Annotated in this window: 20 protein-coding genes; 10 read left to right on the top strand and 10 right to left on the bottom strand. The window is 28.2% G+C overall.

From position 1 onward, the window contains the following. Positions 1-2: 2 nt before the first annotated feature. Genes ACTT9P_RS02085 through ACTT9P_RS02075 form a run of 3 tightly spaced genes read left to right on the top strand, consistent with a single transcriptional unit; the run spans position 3 to position 3023 of the window. Positions 3-1265 (top strand): 3-deoxy-D-manno-octulosonic acid transferase, encoded by a 1263-nt coding sequence (locus tag ACTT9P_RS02085; protein WP_440909039.1) that lies wholly within the window; start codon positions 3-5, stop codon positions 1263-1265. After that, complete coding sequence (lpxK, locus tag ACTT9P_RS02080) at positions 1234-2166, top strand: tetraacyldisaccharide 4'-kinase (protein WP_440909038.1); 933 nt, start codon at positions 1234-1236, stop codon at positions 2164-2166. Before ACTT9P_RS02085 ends, lpxK begins: the two co-directional genes overlap by 32 nt. Continuing rightward, positions 2163-3023 (top strand): lysophospholipid acyltransferase family protein, encoded by an 861-nt coding sequence (locus tag ACTT9P_RS02075; protein ID WP_440909037.1) that lies wholly within the window; start codon positions 2163-2165, stop codon positions 3021-3023. Before lpxK ends, ACTT9P_RS02075 begins: the two co-directional genes overlap by 4 nt. Positions 3024-3026: 3 nt before the next feature. On the opposite strand, the gene ACTT9P_RS02070 is transcribed toward ACTT9P_RS02075, so the two are convergent. Further along, complete coding sequence (locus tag ACTT9P_RS02070) at positions 3027-3224, bottom strand: DUF2093 domain-containing protein (protein ID WP_440909036.1); 198 nt, start codon at positions 3222-3224, stop codon at positions 3027-3029. A gap of 21 nt (positions 3225-3245) precedes the next feature. Here ACTT9P_RS02070 and purD point away from each other — a divergent pair, with 21 nt between their 5' ends. Both purD and rsmD read left to right on the top strand, forming a co-directional pair. Beyond that, positions 3246-4508 (top strand): phosphoribosylamine--glycine ligase, encoded by a 1263-nt coding sequence (purD, locus tag ACTT9P_RS02065; protein ID WP_440909035.1) that lies wholly within the window; start codon positions 3246-3248, stop codon positions 4506-4508. Further along, complete coding sequence (gene rsmD, locus ACTT9P_RS02060) at positions 4508-5074, top strand: 16S rRNA (guanine(966)-N(2))-methyltransferase RsmD (protein WP_440909034.1); 567 nt, start codon at positions 4508-4510, stop codon at positions 5072-5074. Before purD ends, rsmD begins: the two co-directional genes overlap by 1 nt. On the opposite strand, the gene ACTT9P_RS02055 is transcribed toward rsmD, so the two are convergent. The 6 genes from ACTT9P_RS02055 to ACTT9P_RS02030 are packed head-to-tail and all read right to left on the bottom strand — an operon-like array spanning position 5063 to position 11483. After that, positions 5063-6226 carry a glucose-6-phosphate isomerase gene (locus ACTT9P_RS02055; RefSeq protein ID WP_440909033.1) on the bottom strand — a complete coding sequence of 388 codons (1164 nt, stop codon included), beginning with the start codon at positions 6224-6226 and terminating at the stop codon, positions 5063-5065. The genes rsmD and ACTT9P_RS02055 overlap by 12 nt on opposite strands. Then, on the bottom strand, positions 6226-6543 hold the full coding sequence (locus ACTT9P_RS02050; protein WP_440909032.1) for a DUF3035 domain-containing protein: 318 nt from the start codon (positions 6541-6543) through the stop codon (positions 6226-6228). Before ACTT9P_RS02050 ends, ACTT9P_RS02055 begins: the two co-directional genes overlap by 1 nt. Beyond that, positions 6536-7033 carry a signal peptidase II gene (gene lspA, locus ACTT9P_RS02045; protein ID WP_440909031.1) on the bottom strand — a complete coding sequence of 166 codons (498 nt, stop codon included), beginning with the start codon at positions 7031-7033 and terminating at the stop codon, positions 6536-6538. Before lspA ends, ACTT9P_RS02050 begins: the two co-directional genes overlap by 8 nt. Beyond that, on the bottom strand, positions 7026-9752 hold the full coding sequence (ileS, locus tag ACTT9P_RS02040) for an isoleucine--tRNA ligase (RefSeq protein ID WP_440909030.1): 2727 nt from the start codon (positions 9750-9752) through the stop codon (positions 7026-7028). Before ileS ends, lspA begins: the two co-directional genes overlap by 8 nt. Next, complete coding sequence (locus ACTT9P_RS02035; RefSeq protein ID WP_440909029.1) at positions 9745-10662, bottom strand: bifunctional riboflavin kinase/FAD synthetase; 918 nt, start codon at positions 10660-10662, stop codon at positions 9745-9747. Before ACTT9P_RS02035 ends, ileS begins: the two co-directional genes overlap by 8 nt. Positions 10663-10664: 2 nt before the next feature. After that, positions 10665-11483 (bottom strand): TIGR01459 family HAD-type hydrolase, encoded by an 819-nt coding sequence (locus tag ACTT9P_RS02030; RefSeq protein WP_440909028.1) that lies wholly within the window; start codon positions 11481-11483, stop codon positions 10665-10667. Between the two features lie 125 nt (positions 11484-11608). Here ACTT9P_RS02030 and groES point away from each other — a divergent pair, with 125 nt between their 5' ends. From groES to typA, 4 genes are all read left to right on the top strand, one after another. Continuing rightward, positions 11609-11899, top strand: a complete 291-nt coding sequence (gene groES / locus ACTT9P_RS02025) for a co-chaperone GroES (RefSeq protein ID WP_014952699.1) — start codon at positions 11609-11611, stop codon at positions 11897-11899. A gap of 22 nt (positions 11900-11921) precedes the next feature. Further along, positions 11922-13586, top strand: coding sequence for a chaperonin GroEL (gene groL, locus ACTT9P_RS02020; RefSeq protein WP_440909027.1), 1665 nt, complete (start codon positions 11922-11924; stop codon positions 13584-13586). 80 nt (positions 13587-13666) lie between these two features. After that, positions 13667-14254, top strand: a complete 588-nt coding sequence (locus tag ACTT9P_RS02015; protein ID WP_440909026.1) for a HupE/UreJ family protein — start codon at positions 13667-13669, stop codon at positions 14252-14254. Between the two features lie 231 nt (positions 14255-14485). Further along, positions 14486-16309, top strand: coding sequence for a translational GTPase TypA (gene typA / locus ACTT9P_RS02010; protein ID WP_440909025.1), 1824 nt, complete (start codon positions 14486-14488; stop codon positions 16307-16309). On the opposite strand, the gene yczE is transcribed toward typA, so the two are convergent. Beyond that, positions 16306-16953, bottom strand: coding sequence for a membrane protein YczE (gene yczE, locus ACTT9P_RS02005; protein ID WP_440909024.1), 648 nt, complete (start codon positions 16951-16953; stop codon positions 16306-16308). The genes typA and yczE overlap by 4 nt on opposite strands. 48 nt (positions 16954-17001) lie before the next feature. On the opposite strand from yczE, the gene ACTT9P_RS02000 reads away from it, so the two are divergent. Continuing rightward, on the top strand, positions 17002-17682 hold the full coding sequence (locus ACTT9P_RS02000; RefSeq protein WP_440909023.1) for a DUF6134 family protein: 681 nt from the start codon (positions 17002-17004) through the stop codon (positions 17680-17682). Here the strand turns inward: ACTT9P_RS02000 and ACTT9P_RS01995 are convergent. Further along, positions 17675-18652: an NAD(P)-binding protein gene (locus ACTT9P_RS01995; RefSeq protein WP_440909022.1), complete on the bottom strand. Its 978-nt coding sequence runs from the start codon at positions 18650-18652 to the stop codon at positions 17675-17677. The two genes, ACTT9P_RS02000 and ACTT9P_RS01995, sit on opposite strands and share 8 nt — an antisense overlap. After that, the gene (locus ACTT9P_RS01990; RefSeq protein ID WP_440909021.1) at positions 18649-19965 is read right to left on the bottom strand and encodes a TldD/PmbA family protein; all 1317 of its coding nucleotides are present in this window, start codon (positions 19963-19965) and stop codon (positions 18649-18651) included. Before ACTT9P_RS01990 ends, ACTT9P_RS01995 begins: the two co-directional genes overlap by 4 nt. Position 19966 lies beyond the last annotated feature (1 nt).

Below are 19966 nucleotides of genomic sequence, written 5' to 3'. Positions count from 1 at the left end.
CTATGTTTTTTATATACCAAATTTTAATAACAATTTTAATTATCCTATCCCCAATAATAATTTTTTTTAGAATTCTAAAAAAAAAAGAAGATGTTTTAAGATTTAGAGAAAAGTTTTGTTTTTTTTCTAGAAGAAGAGCTAAAGGCAAATTAATTTGGTTTCATGGCTCTAGTGTAGGTGAAATTATGAGTATAATTCCACTTATAAAGGAATATGAAAGTTATAAAAATATCGACCAAATATTAATAACTTCAAGCACCTTAAGTTCTTCAAGAATATTAAAAAAATATAATTTTAAAAAAGTAGTTCATCAATTTTTTCCAATTGACTATTTCTTTTTTTCAGAAAAGTTTTTAAATTTTTGGAAACCAACTGTTGCAATTTTTATCGAGTCAGAAATTTGGCCCAGTATGTTTAAATCAATAAAAAAAAATAAAATTAAATTAATTCTTTTAAATGCTAGAATTACAAAAAAGTCTTTTTTACGTTGGAAAAAATTCAATAATTTTTCAAAAAAGATATTTAAGCTTATTGATGTTGCCTATCCGCAAAATTTAGAAACTAAAAAATATCTAAATAAATTAAATGTTAAAAAAATAAAAACTATCGGCAACCTAAAATTTATTCAAAATCCTTTTAATAAAAAAAATACATTAGACCAAAATTTAATTAATCAGTTTCAAAAAAACCGATTGTGGACATCTGCGAGCACACACCCAAGTGAGGAAACTTTTATTGGTGAAGTTCACAAAATTTTAAAAGTTAAATTTAAAAAAATAATATCTGTAATTATTCCACGGCATATTGAGAGAGTAAATAATATTATCAGTCAACTCGAACAAATGGGCCTTAATGTTGTGGTTCATAGTTCCAAAAAAAAAATAAATGATAAAACTGATATATATTTAGTTGATACATATGGTGAGGCGGAAAAATTCTATAAAATATCACCTACAGTTTTTTTAGGTGGATCAATTGTTTCAAAAGGAGGGCAAAATCCTCTTGAACCGGTTAGGCATGGATCCAAAATATTACACGGACCTAATTATCAAAACTTTAATGATATTTATAAATTACTTAATAAAATGAGGATATCTACAATAATTAAATCTCCAAGGGATTTGATTTCTAATATTTCATTCGTGAGAAACATGGGTGCTGCTAAAAAAATTAAAAGTTTTGGAGAAAAAATATTTAGAGATACAATTAGAGATCTAAATAAAATAATTTTAAATGAAATTAAAAAAACCAAAATTTTGGGATAAATCAAAGCCTAATCTAATTGCATACTTATTAAATCCATTTGCACTTTTAATACAATTAATAATTTCAATATTACCAAGAAATAAAAATAAAATTAAAAATATAAAAACTATATGCGTAGGCAATATTTATATAGGTGGAACTGGAAAAACTTCTTTAGCTCTAAAGTTAAATAAACTCTTAAATGAAAAAAAATTAAAAACATGTTTAATAAAAAAAGATTATGTGAATCAAAAAGATGAGCAAAATTTACTAAGCAATAATGGTAATCTGATATTAAATAAAGATAGATCGAAAGCTTTAGAAGAAGCACAAAAAAATAATTATGATGTTGCAATTTTCGATGACGGTCTACAAGATAGATCTATAAACTATGAAATCAAATTAATATGTTTTAACGATTTAAATTGGATTGGAAATGGATTGACTCTCCCAGCAGGTCCTCTTAGAGAAAGTTTTTCTAATTTAAGGAACTATAAAGATATCGTTATAAATGGAAATTTAGAAAATTTAGATAAGATAAAATCTCAACTTCAAAAAATTAATCCAAACTTAAATATTCATTTAGGAAAATATATTCCAATAAACATTAATGATTTTGATTTAAATAAGAAATATTTAGCTTTTTCAGGAATAGGTAATCACTTATCATTTATTCACATGATGAAGAAAAACGACTTCGATATAATTCATCATATCGAATACCCTGATCACTATGAATACAATAAAAATGACTTAGAAGAAATCACTTCCATAGCGGAGAAAAATAAATGTGAAATAATTACAACTGAAAAAGATATTTTAAGAATTGACAAAGATATTTATCAAAATATCAAATATATAAAATCTGAGCTAGAAATTTTAAATGAAGAAATTCTAATTAAAGCAGTGATTGGTAAATGAAAATAATTAGATACTTTATTCAATTTATTTTTATAGTTTTTTTATTTCTATTATTTAAAATTTTAGGTCACAAACTTTCAATATTTTTAAGCAGTAAATTATTTGAACTTATCGGGCCATCTTTTAGATCAAAAAAAACAATTTCCTCAAATTTAAAGTTAGCAATTAAAGATATTAATGAAGATCAAATTAATAAGTTTACCAAAAATATGTGGAGCACATATGGAAAAATTTTTGCAGAATATATGTATATAAAAAACTTCCGAAATGGAAATTTACAAAACAATATCGAAATTCAAGGATTAAAAATTTTAAAAGAAATTGAGAAAAATAAAACTCCTGTTGTTTTTGTGTCAGGTCATTTTGATAATTTTGAACTTATGGCAATGCAAATTGAAAAATCAGGAATTAAACTTTCAGCAATATATAGACCTTTAAACAATATTTTTTTAAATAAGATTATGGAGAATATTAGACAAAGACATATTTGTAAAAATCAGATCAAAAAGGGAACTGGGGGTTTAAGAGATTTACTTAAATTTTATAAACAAGGTTATTCAACAGCTTTGATGATAGATCAAAGAGTAAGTGAAGGAGTAAAAGTTAGTTTTTTTGAGAAAGAAGCTCTAACAACATCAATACCAGCTCAATTAGTAAAAAAATTTAAATCTCAATTAGTCCCAATTTTTATTGAACGTATAGATGATATCAAATTTAAAATGATTGTAAGTGATCCAATAACTTTTGATAAAAATCTAAGTATCGAAGAAATAACTTTAAAACTTAATAAAATATTAGAAAAAATGATACTTTCAAAACCTCACCAATGGATATGGTCACATGATAGGTGGAAGTAGATACTAACTTTTACTAAGTTCTTCTCTTTTTTGTTGTGCTTCTTTGTAGGAATAATAAGCTTCTTGCAATTCTACATTCCAATAATTAAGATCTTCAAGTCTAATGAGTTTACCAGAAATAGCACATTTAACGTGAGTTCCATTCTCTATTATTTCAAAATTATTTGGTAAATATTTTAATTTTGCTAATTTTTCACTCATTTATAGTCTATATAGCTATATATGATTATTGGAGTAATAGGAAGTGGTGGAAGAGAACATGCCATAACAAAATTTTTATCTTTTTCAAAAAAAGTAAATAAAATTTATTGTTTCCCAGGTAATGCTGGAACAGAAAATATTGCAACTAACATTCAAATTGATCTGAATAATTTTGAAAAATTAAAAAATTTCATAGATGAAAATAAAATTGATTTAGTTATTGTAGGGCCTGAGCAACCGTTAGTTGATGGCATAACTGACTATTTACAAAAATTTAATATAAAAGTTTTTGGCCCAAATAAAATTGCCTCACAATTAGAGGGATCAAAAATTTTTACAAAAAAACTATGTGAAAAATATAATATACCAACAGCAAAATTTGGTATTTTCACAAATTCAAAAGATACTCTGAACTACCTTGGTCAAGTAAACTACCCCATTGTTATCAAAGCAGACAATTTAGCATCAGGTAAAGGGGTTTACATTTGTAATACACAAGATGAAGCAATTGTTGCTGTTGAAGAAATATTTGATGGAAAATTTGGTGAAGCTAAAAATATATTATTAGAAGAATTTCTTAATGGTGAAGAAATGAGTTTCTTTATAATTACTGATGGAACTACAATAAAAAACTTTGGGACAGCTCAAGATCACAAGAGAGTATTAGAGGGAGACAAAGGCAAAAATACTGGTGGTATGGGTGCCTATTCACCATCAAGATTATACTCATCAGAGATTGAGAAAAAAATTTTAGATAGAATAATAAAACCAACGCTTAAGGGATTAAAAGATTTAGGCACATCATACCAAGGTTTTTTGTATGCGGGTTTGATGATAGTAAATAATAATCCTTACTTAATTGAATATAATGTAAGAATGGGTGATCCAGAATGTCAGACGATCTTGCCAAGAGTAAAAACTGATTTATTTGAAATAATTAATTCTTGTGTGAATGAAGATTTAAAAAATTCTAACATAGAATGGAAAGATGAAAATAGTGTTTGCATAGTATTATGTTCTAAAGGATATCCAGAAAAATTTGAAAAAAATGTTGAAATAAAAAATTTAGAAAAATTAAAACTAAGAAACAATAGTTACATTTTTCATGCAGGTACAAAAAAAATTCAGAGTAAAATATGTGCTACAGGTGGTCGTGTATTAAATTTTGTTTCTTTATCTGAAAATTTTAGCAGTGCACGAAAAGAAATTTTAGAAAATTTAAATAATTTAAATTGGGAAAATGGTTTCTATAGAAAAGATATAGCTCATAAAGTGATCAAATAATGAGGATTATAGGTGGACAATTTAAAGGTAAAAAATTACTTCAACCAAATGATAAAGAAACCAGGCCCCTTAAAGATCTTACAAAAGAATCAATTTTTAACATTCTCCATCATTCTTCAAAGTTCAATTTGGAAATTGAAAATTCACATGTTTTAGATTTATTTTCTGGCGTTGGTTCTTTTGGATTAGAATGTATATCTAGAAAAGCTAAATCTGTTACATTCGTAGAAAATTATAAAGAAGTTTTACCAATATTAAAAAAAAATCTCTCTAATCTCAAAGCCGATTTTGATTATGAAATTATAGAAACAGATATATTCAAAAATATTTCAAAAACAAATTTCAATTACAAATATGATATTATTTTTCTTGACCCTCCTTATAAGGAAAAAGATTTAACTAATTTAATCATTAAGATTAAAAATAAAGAAATCACAAAATCAAATACAATTTTTATTATACACAGGCACAAAAAAGAAATAGATGCATTCCCTGATAATTTTCAAATTATTGAAGAAAAAAAATATGGTATTGCAAAAATTATTTTTGGAAAGTTAAAAAATTAAATTTTTTTTTGTTTCTTTTTTAATTAATTCTACAGAAGGTTGATCGTAAGGATTAACCTTTAATAATTTTCCTAAAAGAATAGTTTCCAGAATGAAAAAACAAAATAGTTCACCAAGACTTTTTTCATTTTTTTGAATTATTTCAAAACTTCTAAAAGATATTTGCTTTGTATAAAAAACTTTTTCTGTAGCATTTTTTTGTGCAAAGATAATTTGTTCTAAAGATTTATTTTTCAAATATTTTTTGGCTGTTAAAATAGAAGTATTGTTTATTCTTAAAGATGAAGAATTTTTGACAAAAAAGAAAGTAAAAAAATTATTTTTAAAACCATCAAGAAACAGTTGCATAACACTGTGATTATCTTTAGGTACATTTGATATGATTGGTAAAATGCCTTTTCCTTTTTTTCCTAAACTTTCAGCAACTAGTTGCCTATACCACTCAAAAAGATCTTTTGAACTCTCATCATAATTCAAAATAATAGAATTATATTTTTTTCTTTTATAAAGTTTGTGAATTGCTGAAACGTTGTTTATTAAATTTTCTAAAAATACTTTATTTTTAATAAGACTATTTAGTTGTCGAAAATTTTTGGGATTTAAACCCATTAATTCCGCTGGTAACATTCCTACCTCTGATAAAACTGAGTATCTCCCTCCAATATAATTGTTGTGGTCAATTATTTCTGATTTTAATTTTGCAGCTAATGCTCGTAAATAATTGTTACTATTTTCTGTAATAAATATATTTTTGTCTTTTTTTTGAATTAGCACATTTGAGTTTACTATTGTTTCATCAGTGTTGCCTGATTTTGAAATTATAAGATTTATGGCTTTTTTAGATTTTTTATTTTTGAAATTGCTTTGTAGATTTTTGTAAAATAGAAATTTTTTTCTAATGTTTTTGTTTAGGAAACTATAAATTGCATGAGCACCCAGAGATGAGCCTCCCATACCTATCACATTGAATAACTCCATGGATTTAAATTTTTTAATTTCTTTAGAACTATAACTGTCTTTATAATCTTTCTTTAAAGAATTAATTACTTCGTTAGGCTGATTAATTAATTTAGTTAAATAATTGGTTAAATATAAATTTTTTTTTTGAGGAAAAAAATTTTTAAATTTTATTCCAGATGTAATTTTTTTCATTATTTCTTAATTTTTTCTAGAACTAGACTTTCAAGAGATTTATTTACACCGGTATTTTCTGTTTTGGTTTGAGTGTTTTTTGATCCTTTAATTAATGATTGTATTTTATTTTTTTGAGATACTGTATTTGTTTCAATAATTTCTTCTTTGGGTAATGGTAAATCATTAAAATCAGGTGGCATTACTAGCGGTGATTTCTTTTCAACTAAAAACTCATCGCTACCTAAATTTTTTTTTGGAACAAAAGTATCTTTCACAGCTTTGCAGGATGAAAACAAAAGCGAAACAAAAAGTATTAAAATTATATTTTTATTCATTAGATTTTTTATTAAAAAATATTTCTATAAATATCATTATTATCACACCAATTGATATAAATACATCTGCAAAATTAAATACAAACCAATGAAATTCTCCAACATGAAAATCTATAAAATCAGGCACCGATTTATTTACAATTCGATCATAAAAATTACCTACCGCACCTCCAATTATCAAAAGCAACGCTAAAAAACTTATTCCATAATTACTTTTTAACATCCAAACTAATACTAAAATAATAGAAAATATTAATAGAGAAATTAGATTATAAATTAAGCTATCATTCTGAGACAACAGCCCAAATGCTATACCATCATTCCAAGTCAATATTATATTTAGGTAATTTGATGTGAATATTTCGTAATCAAAATTATTTTCTACATATCTGATTACAAGTTCTTTTGTAATTCTATCAATTAGAAAAAAAATAAAAATTATTAGACAACTGACAAAAATTTTATTTTTAAAGATATTTAATTTAGCCATTTAAAGAACAATTCTGCCTTGAACAAGGTTTTGAACTAATCTTCCAACACAATGAGCATTTTGAGCCACTTGCTTTCTTTGTTTCAACTTCAATTTCTTTATCTCCTTTTGTGACCGTTGCACTAGAAGTAATACATAATTCAGCAAAATCTATGTTCTTAAACTTCTCAAACAAATCTTGATCTAAACTAATATTGATTTCTGCCTCTAAACTAGATCCAATTTCTTTGCTTGCTCTTTTTTCTTCGATGCTTGAGTTGCATGTTTCTCTGATTTTTTTTAACTGTTCCCATTTTTCATAAATTTCTTTATTTTCAAAAACTTTGGATTCTTTATTAAAGAGTTCTAAATGTATACTTTGTTTATCTTTTTGGATTAGTTTAAAGATTTCTTCCGTAGTAAATGAAAGTATTGGCGCGAACCATTTCAATAAATAATCTAAAATTATATTTAATACTAAAACACAATTTTTTCTTTTTTCAGAATCTTTTAAATCGCAATAAAGAGAGTCTTTTCTAATATCAAAATAAAAAGCAGACAAATCCACTGTGCAAAAATTTAATAGCTCTTTATATAAATTATGAAAATCATATTTTTTAAAATTTTCATGAAATATTTTATCAACTTCAAAAACTCTATTTAAAATATATTGTTCAAGCTCGGGTAGTTTTTTAAGATCTAAATTTTCAGGTTTTATCGAATTAAATTCATCGTTTATATTTCCTAATAAATACCTAAATGTATTTCGAATTTTTCTATAAGAGTCAGCATGTTGATCTAAAATTGCATAATCAATTCTTAAATCTTCTGCATAATTTGATGATGCAACCCATATTCTTAATATGTCAGCTCCATATTTTTTTAAAATATCTTCTGGAGCAATTACATTTCCTAGTGACTTTGACATTTTCAACCCTTTTCCATCAACAACAAAACCATGAGATAAAATAGATTCGAACGGAGCTCTTCCTCTCGTTCCACAAGATTCAAGAAGAGAAGAATGAAACCAACCTCTATGTTGATCTGAACCTTCTAAATACATTGATGCAGGCCATTTTAAATCTTCTCTTTTTTCCAAAACAAAAGTATGCGTTGAACCACTATCAAACCATACTTCCACGATATCACTTAATTTTTCATAATCTTTAGATTGATATTTTTCTCCTAAAAATCTCTGAGGGTCATCAGAGAACCAACAATCTGAACCTTCTTTTTCATAAATCTTTGCAATGTTTTCAATTACTTCATCATCAACTAAAATTTTCTTTGTTTCTTTATGAACAAAAATAGGTAGTGGAACACCCCAAACTCTTTGCCTTGAAACGCACCAATCTGGTCTTGTTTCAATCATCGCTTTTAATCTTTCTTTTCCTTTTTTTGGATAAAAGTTTGTTTCATCAATAGCCTTTAAAGCTTTGTCTCTTAGTTGATGACTTTCCATAGATATAAACCATTGCGGTGTTGCTCTATGTACTAACGGTGCTTTAGATCTCCAAGAGTGAGGATAGGAATGAACTAATTCTCCATTTATAAGTAATCTTTTAAACTCTTTTAACTTTTCAATTACAATTGAGTTAGATTTGAATATGTGTAGACCTTCAAAACCTTTTACATTATTGGTATATTTTCCATCTCCATCTACTGTTTCAATTGCTTTAATTCCATTGTTAAGACATAAATTAAAATCATCTGGACCATGACTTGGCGCACAGTGAACAATGCCTGTTCCTTGCTCTGTGGTAACAAATCTTGCCTCAAGCATTGGAATATCAAAATCATAACCTAGTTCGAAAAATGGATGTTTACAAATTGTGTCCTCTAATTCTTTTCCTAAAAAAGTATTTAATATTTCATAGTTTTTTAAATCGCACTCTTTAACAACAGACTCTAATAATGCTTTTGCAATAATTATTTGTTTACCTTGAAAATCACCCTCGTCATTTATTTTTATCAAGAGATACTCGAGAGCTTGATTGTAAGCTAAAGCTTTATTTGCTGGAATAGTCCATGGAGTTGTTGTCCAAATAATAATGTCAGAACCCTCAATATCTTTAAGTTTTGAACTTTTTACATTGAAAGCTGTATAGATCGTATCTGATTTATGATCTTGATATTCAACTTCTGCATCAGCTAAAGCTGTTTTTTCAACTGTAGACCATAAAACTGGCTTAAATCCTCTATAAAGACTTCCTTCTTTCAAAAATTTGCCAAGTTCTCTAACAATTTGAGCTTCTGCTTCATAACTCATTGTTGAGTAATAATTTTCCCAATCTCCTACAACACCAAGTCTTTTGAATTGTCCTTTATGAACCTCAATCCATTTTTCAGCAAACTCTCTGCACTCCTTCCTAAATTCTACTATCGGAACATCATTTTTATTCTTTTTATTTTTTTTATACTGTTCCTCAATCTTCCATTCAATTGGAAGTCCATGACAATCCCAGCCAGGAACATATATAGAGTCTTTGCCATCCATTTGATGAAATTTTACTATTATATCTTTAAGAATTTTATTAAGTGCAGTACCCATATGAATATTTCCATTGGCATATGGAGGGCCATCATGCAGTACAAACTTTTCCTTGCCTTTGCTTGATTTTCTAATTGTTTCGTAAAGATTTATTTCCTTCCAATAATTAAGCGTTTCAGGTTCTCTTGTTGAAAGATTTGCCTTCATTGAAAAGGAAGTTTTTGGAAGGTTAATATCTGATTTAGACATAATTTTTTTTTGCAATTCTTAAATCAATTTTTATTTGTTTTTTTAGTTTATCAATATTTGTAAATTTTTTTTCTTTTCGAATAAATTTTAAAAAATCTACTCTTAAATACTTATTATAAAGATTTCCAGAAAAATTAAATAGATGCACCTCTAATAACAATTTTTTTTGATTAAATGTTGGTCTATAACCAATATTAGCTATTCCTTTAAAGATTCTATTCTTAATAAACACTCTTACAGCGTAAACACCTAATTTTGGAATTATATAATCGTTAATATCAATGTTGCATGTTGGAAAACCAATTTTACGTCCAAGTTGTCTACCTTTTTCAACCTTCCCCTCTATAGACCATTTTCTATCTAAAAATTTATTTGCTAAGTCTAATTTGCCACTTCCAATAAATTTTCTAATTGATGTTGAGGATGCAATCTTATTTTTTATTTTTAAAGGTTTGGGTTTAATCAGTTTATAACCTAATTCTTTTTCAAAATTTAATAATTGTTTAACATCTCCCTCTCTATTTTTTCCAAATTTAAAATTATCACTTACAAAAATAAACTTGGCTTTTAATTTTTTTGAAATAATATTTTTTATAAAATTTACAGAATTTGTTGAGGAAAATTTTTTGTTGAATTTTTTAGTTATTAAAAAATCTATCTTCAAATTTTCCATTAAATTTATTTTTTGACTTAATGAGGATATTCTAAAATTTTTTAAAGATTTATTAAAAAACATTTTTGGCATTGGCTCAAACGTCAAAACTCCAATTTTAAGCTTAAATTTTTTTTTGTATTTTTTTGCCTCTTTAAAAAGTTTTTGATGTCCCAAATGCACACCATCAAAATTACCAATTAATATTATTGATCCTGTGATATTTTTAGGGATATTAAAACTTTTATAAACTTTCATTTTTACCATTTTAAATTAGATTGAATGTAGTTTGGAATTGACTCGTAAGATTTTGATACTTTATCAATACCTTCATTTTCTATTTCTGATTTATGAATACCATTTGAAACAATTAATGAATCAAAGTTTAGAAGATTTGCACCCTTAATATCAGTGTTTAAATTATCTCCAATACATAATATTTTCTTACCAATATTATTATAAGCTTGATTGTAAACTTCAGGATAAGGTTTGCCAAAATATATAACTTTACCTCCCATTTTTTCAAAAACCATTGCTACTGATCCTGCACAAAATTCTCTTTTTTCTCCACGATCAACTATTAAATCTGGATTAGTGCAAACCATAATTTTATTTAAGTTGTTCTCAAATAAATCTTTGTAATAATTTAGGTCTTCACTTTTATCATCAAACAATCCTGTGCATAAAATATATTCACATTCATTTATGTTTTCTATTCTTTTTTTTTTGAAATTAATAAACAAATCAAAATCTCTTGGTGGTCCAATATGATAAAACAATTTATCTTTTAAATTTTTTGATAGATAATTCAAAGCTGCCTGACCAGAAGTGTAAACATGGTTAATTTGTTGACTATTCATTTTTAATTTTTTTAGAAATACTTTTACAGTTTCATTGGGTCTTGGGGCATTTGTTAAAAGTATGTAATCTTTTTTTAAGTTATCTAAATTTGATAAAACTTCTATTGCTCCTTGATGAAGTGAAATCCCATTATGAACGACCCCCCACAAATCAATATAAAAAAGATCATAATTGTTAACTATTGATTTTAGTCCCTCATTGTCTAAATTTTTAGTCATACGAATTAGATATAACCCTAAAAACTCAATTTTTCTAAGTTTTTTAGCCTTTGAGAATTTAAAGAGATCTTGAAATACAAAGTCAAATATCTATATGACCAGCATATTTATTTAAAGGAGAATTTATGAAGTTTAAACCGTTACACGATAGAGTTTTAATAGAAGTTTTAGACAGTAGTGAGAAAACTGCGGGTGGGATTATCATACCAGATTCAGCTCAAGAAAAGCCTCAAGAAGGAAAAGTTGTAGCTGTAGGTGGTGGTGCAAAAACTGAAGATGGAAAAACTATACCAATGGATGTCAAAGTTGGAGATAAAGTTTTATTCGGTAAATGGTCAGGCACTGAAGTTAAAATTGATGGTAAAGAATACAGCATAATGAAAGAGTCAGACATTATGGGTATTTCAAGTAAGTAAATAATTATAAAGGAGAGATACAATGGCAAAAGTAGTAAAATTTGATGCTGAAGCAAGAGCAGCAATGATAAGAGGTGTAAACATCTTAGCTGACACTGTTAAAGTTACTTTAGGACCAAAAGGAAGAAATGTAGTAATGGATAAATCTTATGGTGCTCCAAGAATAACAAAGGACGGTGTATCAGTAGCTAAAGAAATAGACCTTGAAGATAAATTTGAAAACATGGGCGCACAGATGGTTAAAGAAGTTGCCAGCAAAACTAATGATGAAGCTGGTGATGGAACAACTACTGCAACTATCCTTGCACAAGCGATAGTAAAAGAAGGTGTTAAATATGTAACTGCAGGCATGAATCCAATGGATGTTAAAAGAGGAATAGATGCTGCTGTAGAAACAGTAAAAGAAAACCTAGTTTCATCTGCAAAAAAAGTTAAAGACAGTGATGAAATTGCTCAAGTTGGAACAATTTCAGCAAATGGTGATAAAGAAATTGGAACAATGATTGCAAAAGCGATGCAAAAAGTTGGTAATGAAGGTGTTATCACTGTTGAAGAAAATAAAGGTATCGAAACAGAGTTAGACGTAGTTGAAGGTATGCAGTTTGATAGAGGATATCTATCTCCATACTTCATCACTAACAGTGATAAAATGACTACAGAGTTAGATAATCCATTTATTCTTCTTCATGAAAAAAAATTAACTAACTTACAACCAATGGTTCCACTTTTAGAAGCAGTTGTTCAAGCTGGCAGACCTTTAATGATCATATCAGAAGATGTGGAAGGTGAAGCTTTAGCTACTTTAGTTGTAAACAAACTAAGAGGTGGTTTAAAAGTTGTTGCTGTGAAAGCACCTGGTTTCGGTGATAGAAGAAAAGCAATGCTTGAGGATATTGCTATCTTAACTGGCGGTCAGGTTATTTCTGAAGACTTAGGTATTAAACTTGAGAACGTAAAACTTGATGATCTTGGTTCATGTAAGAAAATTAAAGTTGATAAAGATAACAGTACAATTGTTAATGGAAGTGGTAAAAAAGCTGACATTGAAGCAAGATGTGGTTCAATTAAACAACAAATTGATGAAACAACATCAGATTATGATAAAGAAAAACTTCAAGAAAGATTAGCTAAACTAGCTGGCGGTGTTGCGGTAATCAAAGTTGGTGGTGCAACAGAAGTTGAAGTTAAAGAAAGAAAAGACAGAGTTGAAGATGCTTTAAATGCAACTAGAGCTGCTGTTGAAGAAGGTATCGTAACTGGTGGCGGATGTGCTTTATTATACGCTTCTCAAGATCTAAGCAAAGTTAAAGTAAAAGGTGAAGATCAAAAAGCAGGTGTAGACTTAGTAAGAAAAGCACTTGAAGCACCAATTAGACAAATTACGAAAAATGCTGGCGTAGATGGTTCAGTAGTTGTTGGTAAGTTGTTAGAGCAAAATAAAAAAACTCATGGATATGATGCTCAAAGTGAAGAATATTGCGATATGTTTGCAAAAGGTATCATAGACCCTGTTAAAGTTGTAAGAACAGCTTTACAAGATGCAGCATCAATTTCTGGGTTATTAGTAACTACAGAAGCTATGATTGCTGACAAACCAGAAGAAAAAGATTCTGGTGCAGCTGGTGGAATGCCTGGAGGAATGGGCGGCATGGGCGGCATGGGAGGAATGGGTGGTATGGGAATGTAATACCCCACTCTCTAAGACGAGATTTAAAAAAGGCCATCTTTTTAGATGGCCTTTTTTTTTATTCTTTGTAAAAGAAAAAAATGACCAAAAATTTAATTATTTTTCTTTTTTTATCGTTTCTTTTTCCTACTTCAGCTTTCGCTCATATGATCATTGGAAGAATTGGTTTCCTTGATGGTTTATCACATCCAGTTTTAGGTTTAGATCATTTATTGGCAATGATAAGTGTTGGAATTATATCTGCTCAAATTGGAGGCAAAGCTATCTGGACTGTCCCATCTGCATTTGTGGTATTGATGATAATTGGAGGAATATTTGGTTTTTCATTAATTATTGATAATTTTTATTTTGTTGAAATTGGAATTATATTTTCTGTTATACTGTTGGGAATAGCCATAAGTATTGAAAAAAAAATTCCAACTAATTTTATTATAGTGTTCGTTGGTATATTTGGTTTGTTTCATGGTATTGCTCATGGCTTAGAAATTCCAGCAGCTGCAAGTCCTATTTTATTTATTTTAGGATTTATAATAGGAACAACAGGACTTCATTTGTTTGGAGTTGCGATTGGTCATTATGCTATCAAAACATCAATATCTTTAAAAATTTTAAGACTGACAGGTGTTACTTTTGCAATCTATGGAATTTATCTATTTATTGGAATATAAAAAATTTACAGAAGGATATTTTTAAAAAAATGTCAAAAAGATATAGTGGTAAATCTTTTAAAGATTCTAGTGTGAAAAAAAAACCAAAATTATCTTTAAAAGAAAAAAGAAAATTAAAAAAAGAAAAACAAAAAAAGACAAATTAGTCTTAAAGTTCTCATATTATTCAAGCCAGGTATGCTTTTTTTTAAGTTTTCAAATCGATTTAAATCAGTATAAGGGCCTCAATTTATGAGTAATAATATTAGAAACATCACAATCATAGCCCACGTCGATCATGGCAAAACTACCTTAATCGACAACTTAATGAAACAAAGTGGATCATTCAGAGAGAATGAGGTTGTTGATGAAAGATTAATGGACTCTGGTGAACTAGAAAAAGAAAGAGGAATTACTATTCTTGCAAAACCAGCTTCAATTAATTGGAAAGATTCAAGAATAAATATTATTGATACTCCAGGTCACAGAGATTTTGCTGCTGAAGTTGAAAGAGTTTTAAGTATGGCTGATGGTGCATTACTATTAATCGACTCAGCTGAAGGTGTAATGCCTCAAACAAAGTTTGTTTTATCAAAAGCACTTAAACAGGGTTTAAAGCCAATAGTAGTAATTAATAAACTTGATAAACCCGATCAAAGGGCAGATGAAGTTTTAGATGAAACATTTGATTTGTTTGTTAGCTTAGATGCAAATGAAGAACAATTAGATTTCCCAGTGCTTTATGCTAGTGGAAGATCTGGATGGGCATCAAAAGAAGTTGATGGACCAAGAGAAAATTTAAAACCTCTTTTAGATATGATAGTAGAGCATGTTGAGCCTGCTAAATTAGACAAAACAAAACCTTTTGCAATGCTATCTACACTTCTTTATGCAGATAGTTTTTTAGGTAGAAGTTTAGTTGGTAGAATTGCGCAAGGAACAGCTAAAGCAAATCAAGCCATAAAAGCATTAAATTTAAATGGTGAAAAAGTTGATGAAGGAAGACTAACAAAAATTTTTAGATATGAAGGCACTAAGAAAGTGCCAATCGAAGTTGGTGAAGCTGGAGACATTGTTGTTGTTGCGGGATTAGAAAAAACAAATGTTGCAGATACAATTTGTGATTTAGAGGTAAATGAACCTATAGCTGCAACACCAATTGACCCTCCTACAATGTCAATTACAATTACAGTAAACACATCTCCATTAGCTGGAACAGAAGGTACAAAATTAACAAGTACGCAAATCAGAGATAGACTTATTCAAGAAGCGCAAAATAATGTTGGGATTACATTTGAAGAAAATGATGGAAATGACTCTTTTGTTGTAAGCGGGAGAGGTGAGTTAATGTTAGAAATTTTACTTACTCAAATGAGAAGAGAGGGATTTGAGATGACAGTAAGTCCTCCAAAAGTTCTTTATCAAAAAGATGAAAATGGCAATAGATTAGAACCAATTGAAGAGATTACTATGGATTTGGATGAAGAGCATTCATCAAAAGTAATAGATTCCATGAATAGAAGAAAAGGTAAATTAATAGAACTTAAAGATACCGGTAAAGATAAAAAGAGATTAATTTTTCACGCACCAACTCGAGGCCTGATGGGATACACGAGTAGATTTTTAACCCTAACAAAAGGTAACGGTGTTATTAATAGAATTTTCCATGAATATGGTCCATACGAAGGAGATATGGAGGGAAGAAGAAATGGTGCATTAATTTCTATGGAGCAAGGTAAAGCTGTGGCATTTGCAATTTTTAACCTTCAAGCAAGAGGTGAGATGTTTGTTACTCATAATGATCCTGTCTATACTGGTATGATAGTTGGGCTTTCTCCAAAACCAGGCGACATGATAATTAATGTCATGAAAGGTAAAAAGCTTACTAATATGAGGACACAAGGTACAGATGAAAACGTAGTCTTAACACCTGTTAGAAAAATGTCTATTGCAGAGCAATTAAGTATGCTTAACAGCGATGAAGCTTTAGAAATTACTCCAGAGTCTTGTAGACTTAGAAAAGCTATTTTAGATCCGCACGAAAGAAAAAGAAGCGAAAAAGCTTCTGCTGCTTAATTAAAAACTTTATCTACAATAAACAAACCTAAAGCAACACATGGACCTATGCCAAATGCGTAAATTAGTGTCCCTATTCCTACATTACCACCTAAATACCAACCAACTGCAACAGCACTAACTTCTATACATCCTCTGACCAGAGCAATTGGTAGATTAGTTCTTTTGGTTAAACCTGTCATCAAGCCGTCTCTTGGGCCTGGTCCTAAATTTGCTGTTAAATAAAAACCACTACCTAAACCAACTAAAAATACTCCCAATACCGCAGTGAAATACTGTGAAATAATTAAAGAAGGTGGATTGATTGAACTAATAGTTATATCCAACACAATAGCTATAATAATAATATTCATTATTGTTCCTAAACCAGGTTTTTGTTTAAGAAAGAACCACAAAGATAAAACTGCTATGCTAATAAAAAAAGTAGCAACTCCTATAGAAATATCTGCAATGATAGAGACACCTTCAGCCAAAACTGTCCAGGGTGAATTTCCTGTAGTTGACACTACCAGTAAAGCTTCACCAAATCCAAATAATGTTAATCCAGAGCACAAGTAGAAAAAAGTATTGAGACGAGGTTTAAAATTAAAGATTTCTTTTGAGCTCCAACTTTTGACTGGAATTTTTTTTATAGATAAAAACATTTTTGCTTGATACGTTAAATTTTTTTTTAATTAAAGCTTATTCTTACCATGAAAAAAATAACAGTATTTATATTATGTTTTCTTATATCTCATAATTGTTATGCCCACATGGGTCATTATAAAAAATTTAATAAAATTGAAATGGAAATTTTAAGAAATGGCGAAGTCATAGGATATAACTTTTATTTTTTCAAAAGAAATGAAAATAAAATAACTGTAACTAATCAGTTTAAATTTGTTGTTAAATTATTGGGTGCCACAATTTTTGAGGTGGAAGGATATGGAGAAGAAAAATATGAGAAAGATCAGCTCATTTCCTACGAGTCGAAGACCAAACAAAACAAAAAAAATAAATTTGTTGAATTAACATATATCCCAGAAAAAAAATTATATGATATTAAAGGATCTTCATACAAAGGTGAGGCAAGCCTAGATAATGTGATAGGAAATTGGTGGAGTCATAAAGTGCTACAAGCAAATTCTCAAATAAGCCCAATATCAGGGAGTATAAAAGAACAAGTTGTGACTTTCATCGGTAAAGAAAAAATTAATCTATATGGAAAAGAATATGATGTTGAGCATTTTAAATTGCAATCTAAAGACATGAGTATTCCAGAAGATAAAAGATTAGATTTTGACATATGGTATGACAAAAAAAATTCATTAATTATGAAAGTTTCATATCAGCGGATGGGTGATTGGGAATATAGGATAAAAAATTTTAATTAGATTTTTTTATCTTAGTAAATAAATCACTAGCACTTATCCAGCCAGATTCTAATCTTGGCCCAACGAACCAATCTCCACAAATTCCTATTCTTTTTTTTGGGTCCCAATAACTTTTCATCAAAAATGGTTTTGAATTAGACGAATATTTCCAACCATGATTTAAAATATTTTTTGGAAATTCTTTTTCAAACTTCGTGAGTTCAAAGAATCTTTTAATCAATATTTTTGCATTTTTAATTTTATTATCTTTATTTTTATTGATATTTTTATTTGCCCAAGAATATGTGCTTTGCAAAGTCCAATGATTATATTTACTTTTAAATCTTCCTTTACTATTTTCAAATGACGCCCATCCCAAGATAGGATCATCAAATAAATAGCTGCATACTTTGTTTTGTTTTCTTTTCAACGTAAACATTGCGGTAATATTAGCATCCATACTTACTTTGTTTTTAAAGAATGATTTGTTCAAATATCTTCTTAATAATTTTTTAGTCTGTGGGTATGGGCAGGTTAAGATCAAATTTTTACAATAAATTTTACTGTTATCTAAAAATTTCAATTCCCAATAGTTTTTAACTCTTTTAATATTTTTAAGTTCACTTTGAAAATGACTTTCAATATTTTTAATCAGGTATTTGCTAATATCATTATTTCCTCTTAACCCAATAATTTTTTGATGATTTTTAATTTCTTTTTTTTTATCTTTAAAATAGAGATGTTTCCCTCTCCAAACTTTTAAAACTCTTTTCTTAATAAGTTCATTTATAAATCTTTTGAATTTAATACTTTTTGGTGAAATATATTGCGTTCCATGGTCATAACCTATTTCATTTTCAAATCTTTTAAATGATGATCTGCCACCTGGCCCTCGTGCTTTATCGAAAATTTTTACTTTATGTTTTTTATATAAAAAATTAGCAATTGTTGCTCCTGATATTCCTGAGCCAATCACACAATATTCAATCATTTTCCAGCAACAACCATCCCCTCAATCATCATTGTTGGAGAGTTTGTTGCATAATCAAACTCTAAATCATCTGCTAAAGTAATATTTTTAAACATTTCCTTAAAGTTTCCAGCTATCGTGATTTCGTTCACAGGTTCTTTAATTTCACCATTTTCAACAATATATCCTGCTGCTCCAACTGAATAATCACCAGTAATTAAGTTTGTGCCATGGCCAATTGTTTCAGTTATATAAAGCGCTCTTGAGGTTAGATTTAACAATTCATCAAATGATTTTTTACCTTTTTCAAAATACAAATTTGTTGATCCACCTGCTCTACCGTTAGATTTAAGATTTAATTTTTTACCATTATAAGTATCAACTAAATAATTTTTTAAAACTCCATTATCTATTAATTTAAGTTCATTAGATTGAACTCCCTCTCTATCAAAAATCTGTGAGCCCAGTCCTCTTTTAATATCAGGTTTATCAATTATATTAATGCTATTAGAAAAAACTTCTTGATCGATTTTATCTTTCAAAAAAGAAGTGCCTCTTGAAATAGCAGAAGATGAAATTGCGCCTGTGAATGCTCCTAAAAATCCTTTAGCAATCCTTTTATCAAAAATAAGATTTATTTTTTCACTTCCAATTTTTTTAGGGTTTAATTTTTTAATGGTTCTGTCAATTGCTAGTTTTGCTAATTCTGAAGGTTTTTTTATATCGTTAAGATAACATTTGTTTGTATATTCATAATCTCTTTCCATCCCATCTTGGCTCTTAGCGACGACAACACAAGAAGCAGAAAAAGAGGATGCGTTTTGACTTCCTTGAAATCCATCACTATTCATTAATATAAAATTAGATTTATTTTGAGAAAAACCAGATTCTGTATTTATAACTTTTTTTTCCTCAAAAACTTTTTCATCTAGCTCTTTAAGATAATCTATTTTCTTATCATTTTCATAATTCTGTTCATCGTAAAGTTCTAAATTAAGATTTGATTTTGAATACAGGTCTTTATCCGGTAGAGAATTGTATTCATCCTCTGGTGTAAGTTTTGTTGTTTCTACACATCTTTCAATTAATGTTTTAAGATTTTCATCCAATAAATTTGATGAAGCTATCGAAGATTTTTTTTTTCCAATAAAGGTTGTTATGCTAGCAACTAAGCTATCTGATCGATTAGACTCATCTAAAATTTTATTCCTAAAACTAACAGTTTCTTCAATTGAATTTGATACTAAAACTTCACAATCTGTTGCTCCAAATTTTTTTGCTAAATCCAGACACTGAGAACCTTTATTCTCTAGATATTTTTTATCTTTAATCATT

This window comes from Candidatus Pelagibacter sp. (assembly GCF_052048095.1).
Classification (GTDB): Bacteria; Pseudomonadota; Alphaproteobacteria; order Pelagibacterales; family Pelagibacteraceae; genus Pelagibacter.
The sequence above is the reverse complement of the archived record's forward strand: the minus strand, read 5'-3'. Positions and strand labels throughout refer to the sequence as shown.

Bases quoted from the DNA above. Each gene is read 5' to 3' on its own strand.
- ACTT9P_RS02085 (WP_440909039.1), top strand. From the start codon at position 3: ATGTTTTTTATATACCAAATTTTAATAACAATTTTAATTATCCTATCC.
- lpxK (WP_440909038.1), top strand. From the start codon at position 1,234: ATGAAATTAAAAAAACCAAAATTTTGGGATAAATCAAAGCCTAATCTA.
- ACTT9P_RS02075 (WP_440909037.1), top strand. From the start codon at position 2,163: ATGAAAATAATTAGATACTTTATTCAATTTATTTTTATAGTTTTTTTA.
- ACTT9P_RS02070 (WP_440909036.1), bottom strand. From the start codon at position 3,224: ATGAGTGAAAAATTAGCAAAATTAAAATATTTACCAAATAATTTTGAA.
- purD (WP_440909035.1), top strand. From the start codon at position 3,246: ATGATTATTGGAGTAATAGGAAGTGGTGGAAGAGAACATGCCATAACA.
- rsmD (WP_440909034.1), top strand. From the start codon at position 4,508: ATGAGGATTATAGGTGGACAATTTAAAGGTAAAAAATTACTTCAACCA.
- ACTT9P_RS02055 (WP_440909033.1), bottom strand. From the start codon at position 6,226: ATGAAAAAAATTACATCTGGAATAAAATTTAAAAATTTTTTTCCTCAA.
- ACTT9P_RS02050 (WP_440909032.1), bottom strand. From the start codon at position 6,543: ATGAATAAAAATATAATTTTAATACTTTTTGTTTCGCTTTTGTTTTCA.
- lspA (WP_440909031.1), bottom strand. From the start codon at position 7,033: ATGGCTAAATTAAATATCTTTAAAAATAAAATTTTTGTCAGTTGTCTA.
- ileS (WP_440909030.1), bottom strand. From the start codon at position 9,752: ATGTCTAAATCAGATATTAACCTTCCAAAAACTTCCTTTTCAATGAAG.
- ACTT9P_RS02035 (WP_440909029.1), bottom strand. From the start codon at position 10,662: ATGAAAGTTTATAAAAGTTTTAATATCCCTAAAAATATCACAGGATCA.
- ACTT9P_RS02030 (WP_440909028.1), bottom strand. From the start codon at position 11,483: ATGACTAAAAATTTAGACAATGAGGGACTAAAATCAATAGTTAACAAT.
- groES (WP_014952699.1), top strand. From the start codon at position 11,609: ATGAAGTTTAAACCGTTACACGATAGAGTTTTAATAGAAGTTTTAGAC.
- groL (WP_440909027.1), top strand. From the start codon at position 11,922: ATGGCAAAAGTAGTAAAATTTGATGCTGAAGCAAGAGCAGCAATGATA.
- ACTT9P_RS02015 (WP_440909026.1), top strand. From the start codon at position 13,667: ATGACCAAAAATTTAATTATTTTTCTTTTTTTATCGTTTCTTTTTCCT.
- typA (WP_440909025.1), top strand. From the start codon at position 14,486: ATGAGTAATAATATTAGAAACATCACAATCATAGCCCACGTCGATCAT.
- yczE (WP_440909024.1), bottom strand. From the start codon at position 16,953: ATGTTTTTATCTATAAAAAAAATTCCAGTCAAAAGTTGGAGCTCAAAA.
- ACTT9P_RS02000 (WP_440909023.1), top strand. From the start codon at position 17,002: ATGAAAAAAATAACAGTATTTATATTATGTTTTCTTATATCTCATAAT.
- ACTT9P_RS01995 (WP_440909022.1), bottom strand. From the start codon at position 18,652: ATGATTGAATATTGTGTGATTGGCTCAGGAATATCAGGAGCAACAATT.
- ACTT9P_RS01990 (WP_440909021.1), bottom strand. From the start codon at position 19,965: ATGATTAAAGATAAAAAATATCTAGAGAATAAAGGTTCTCAGTGTCTG.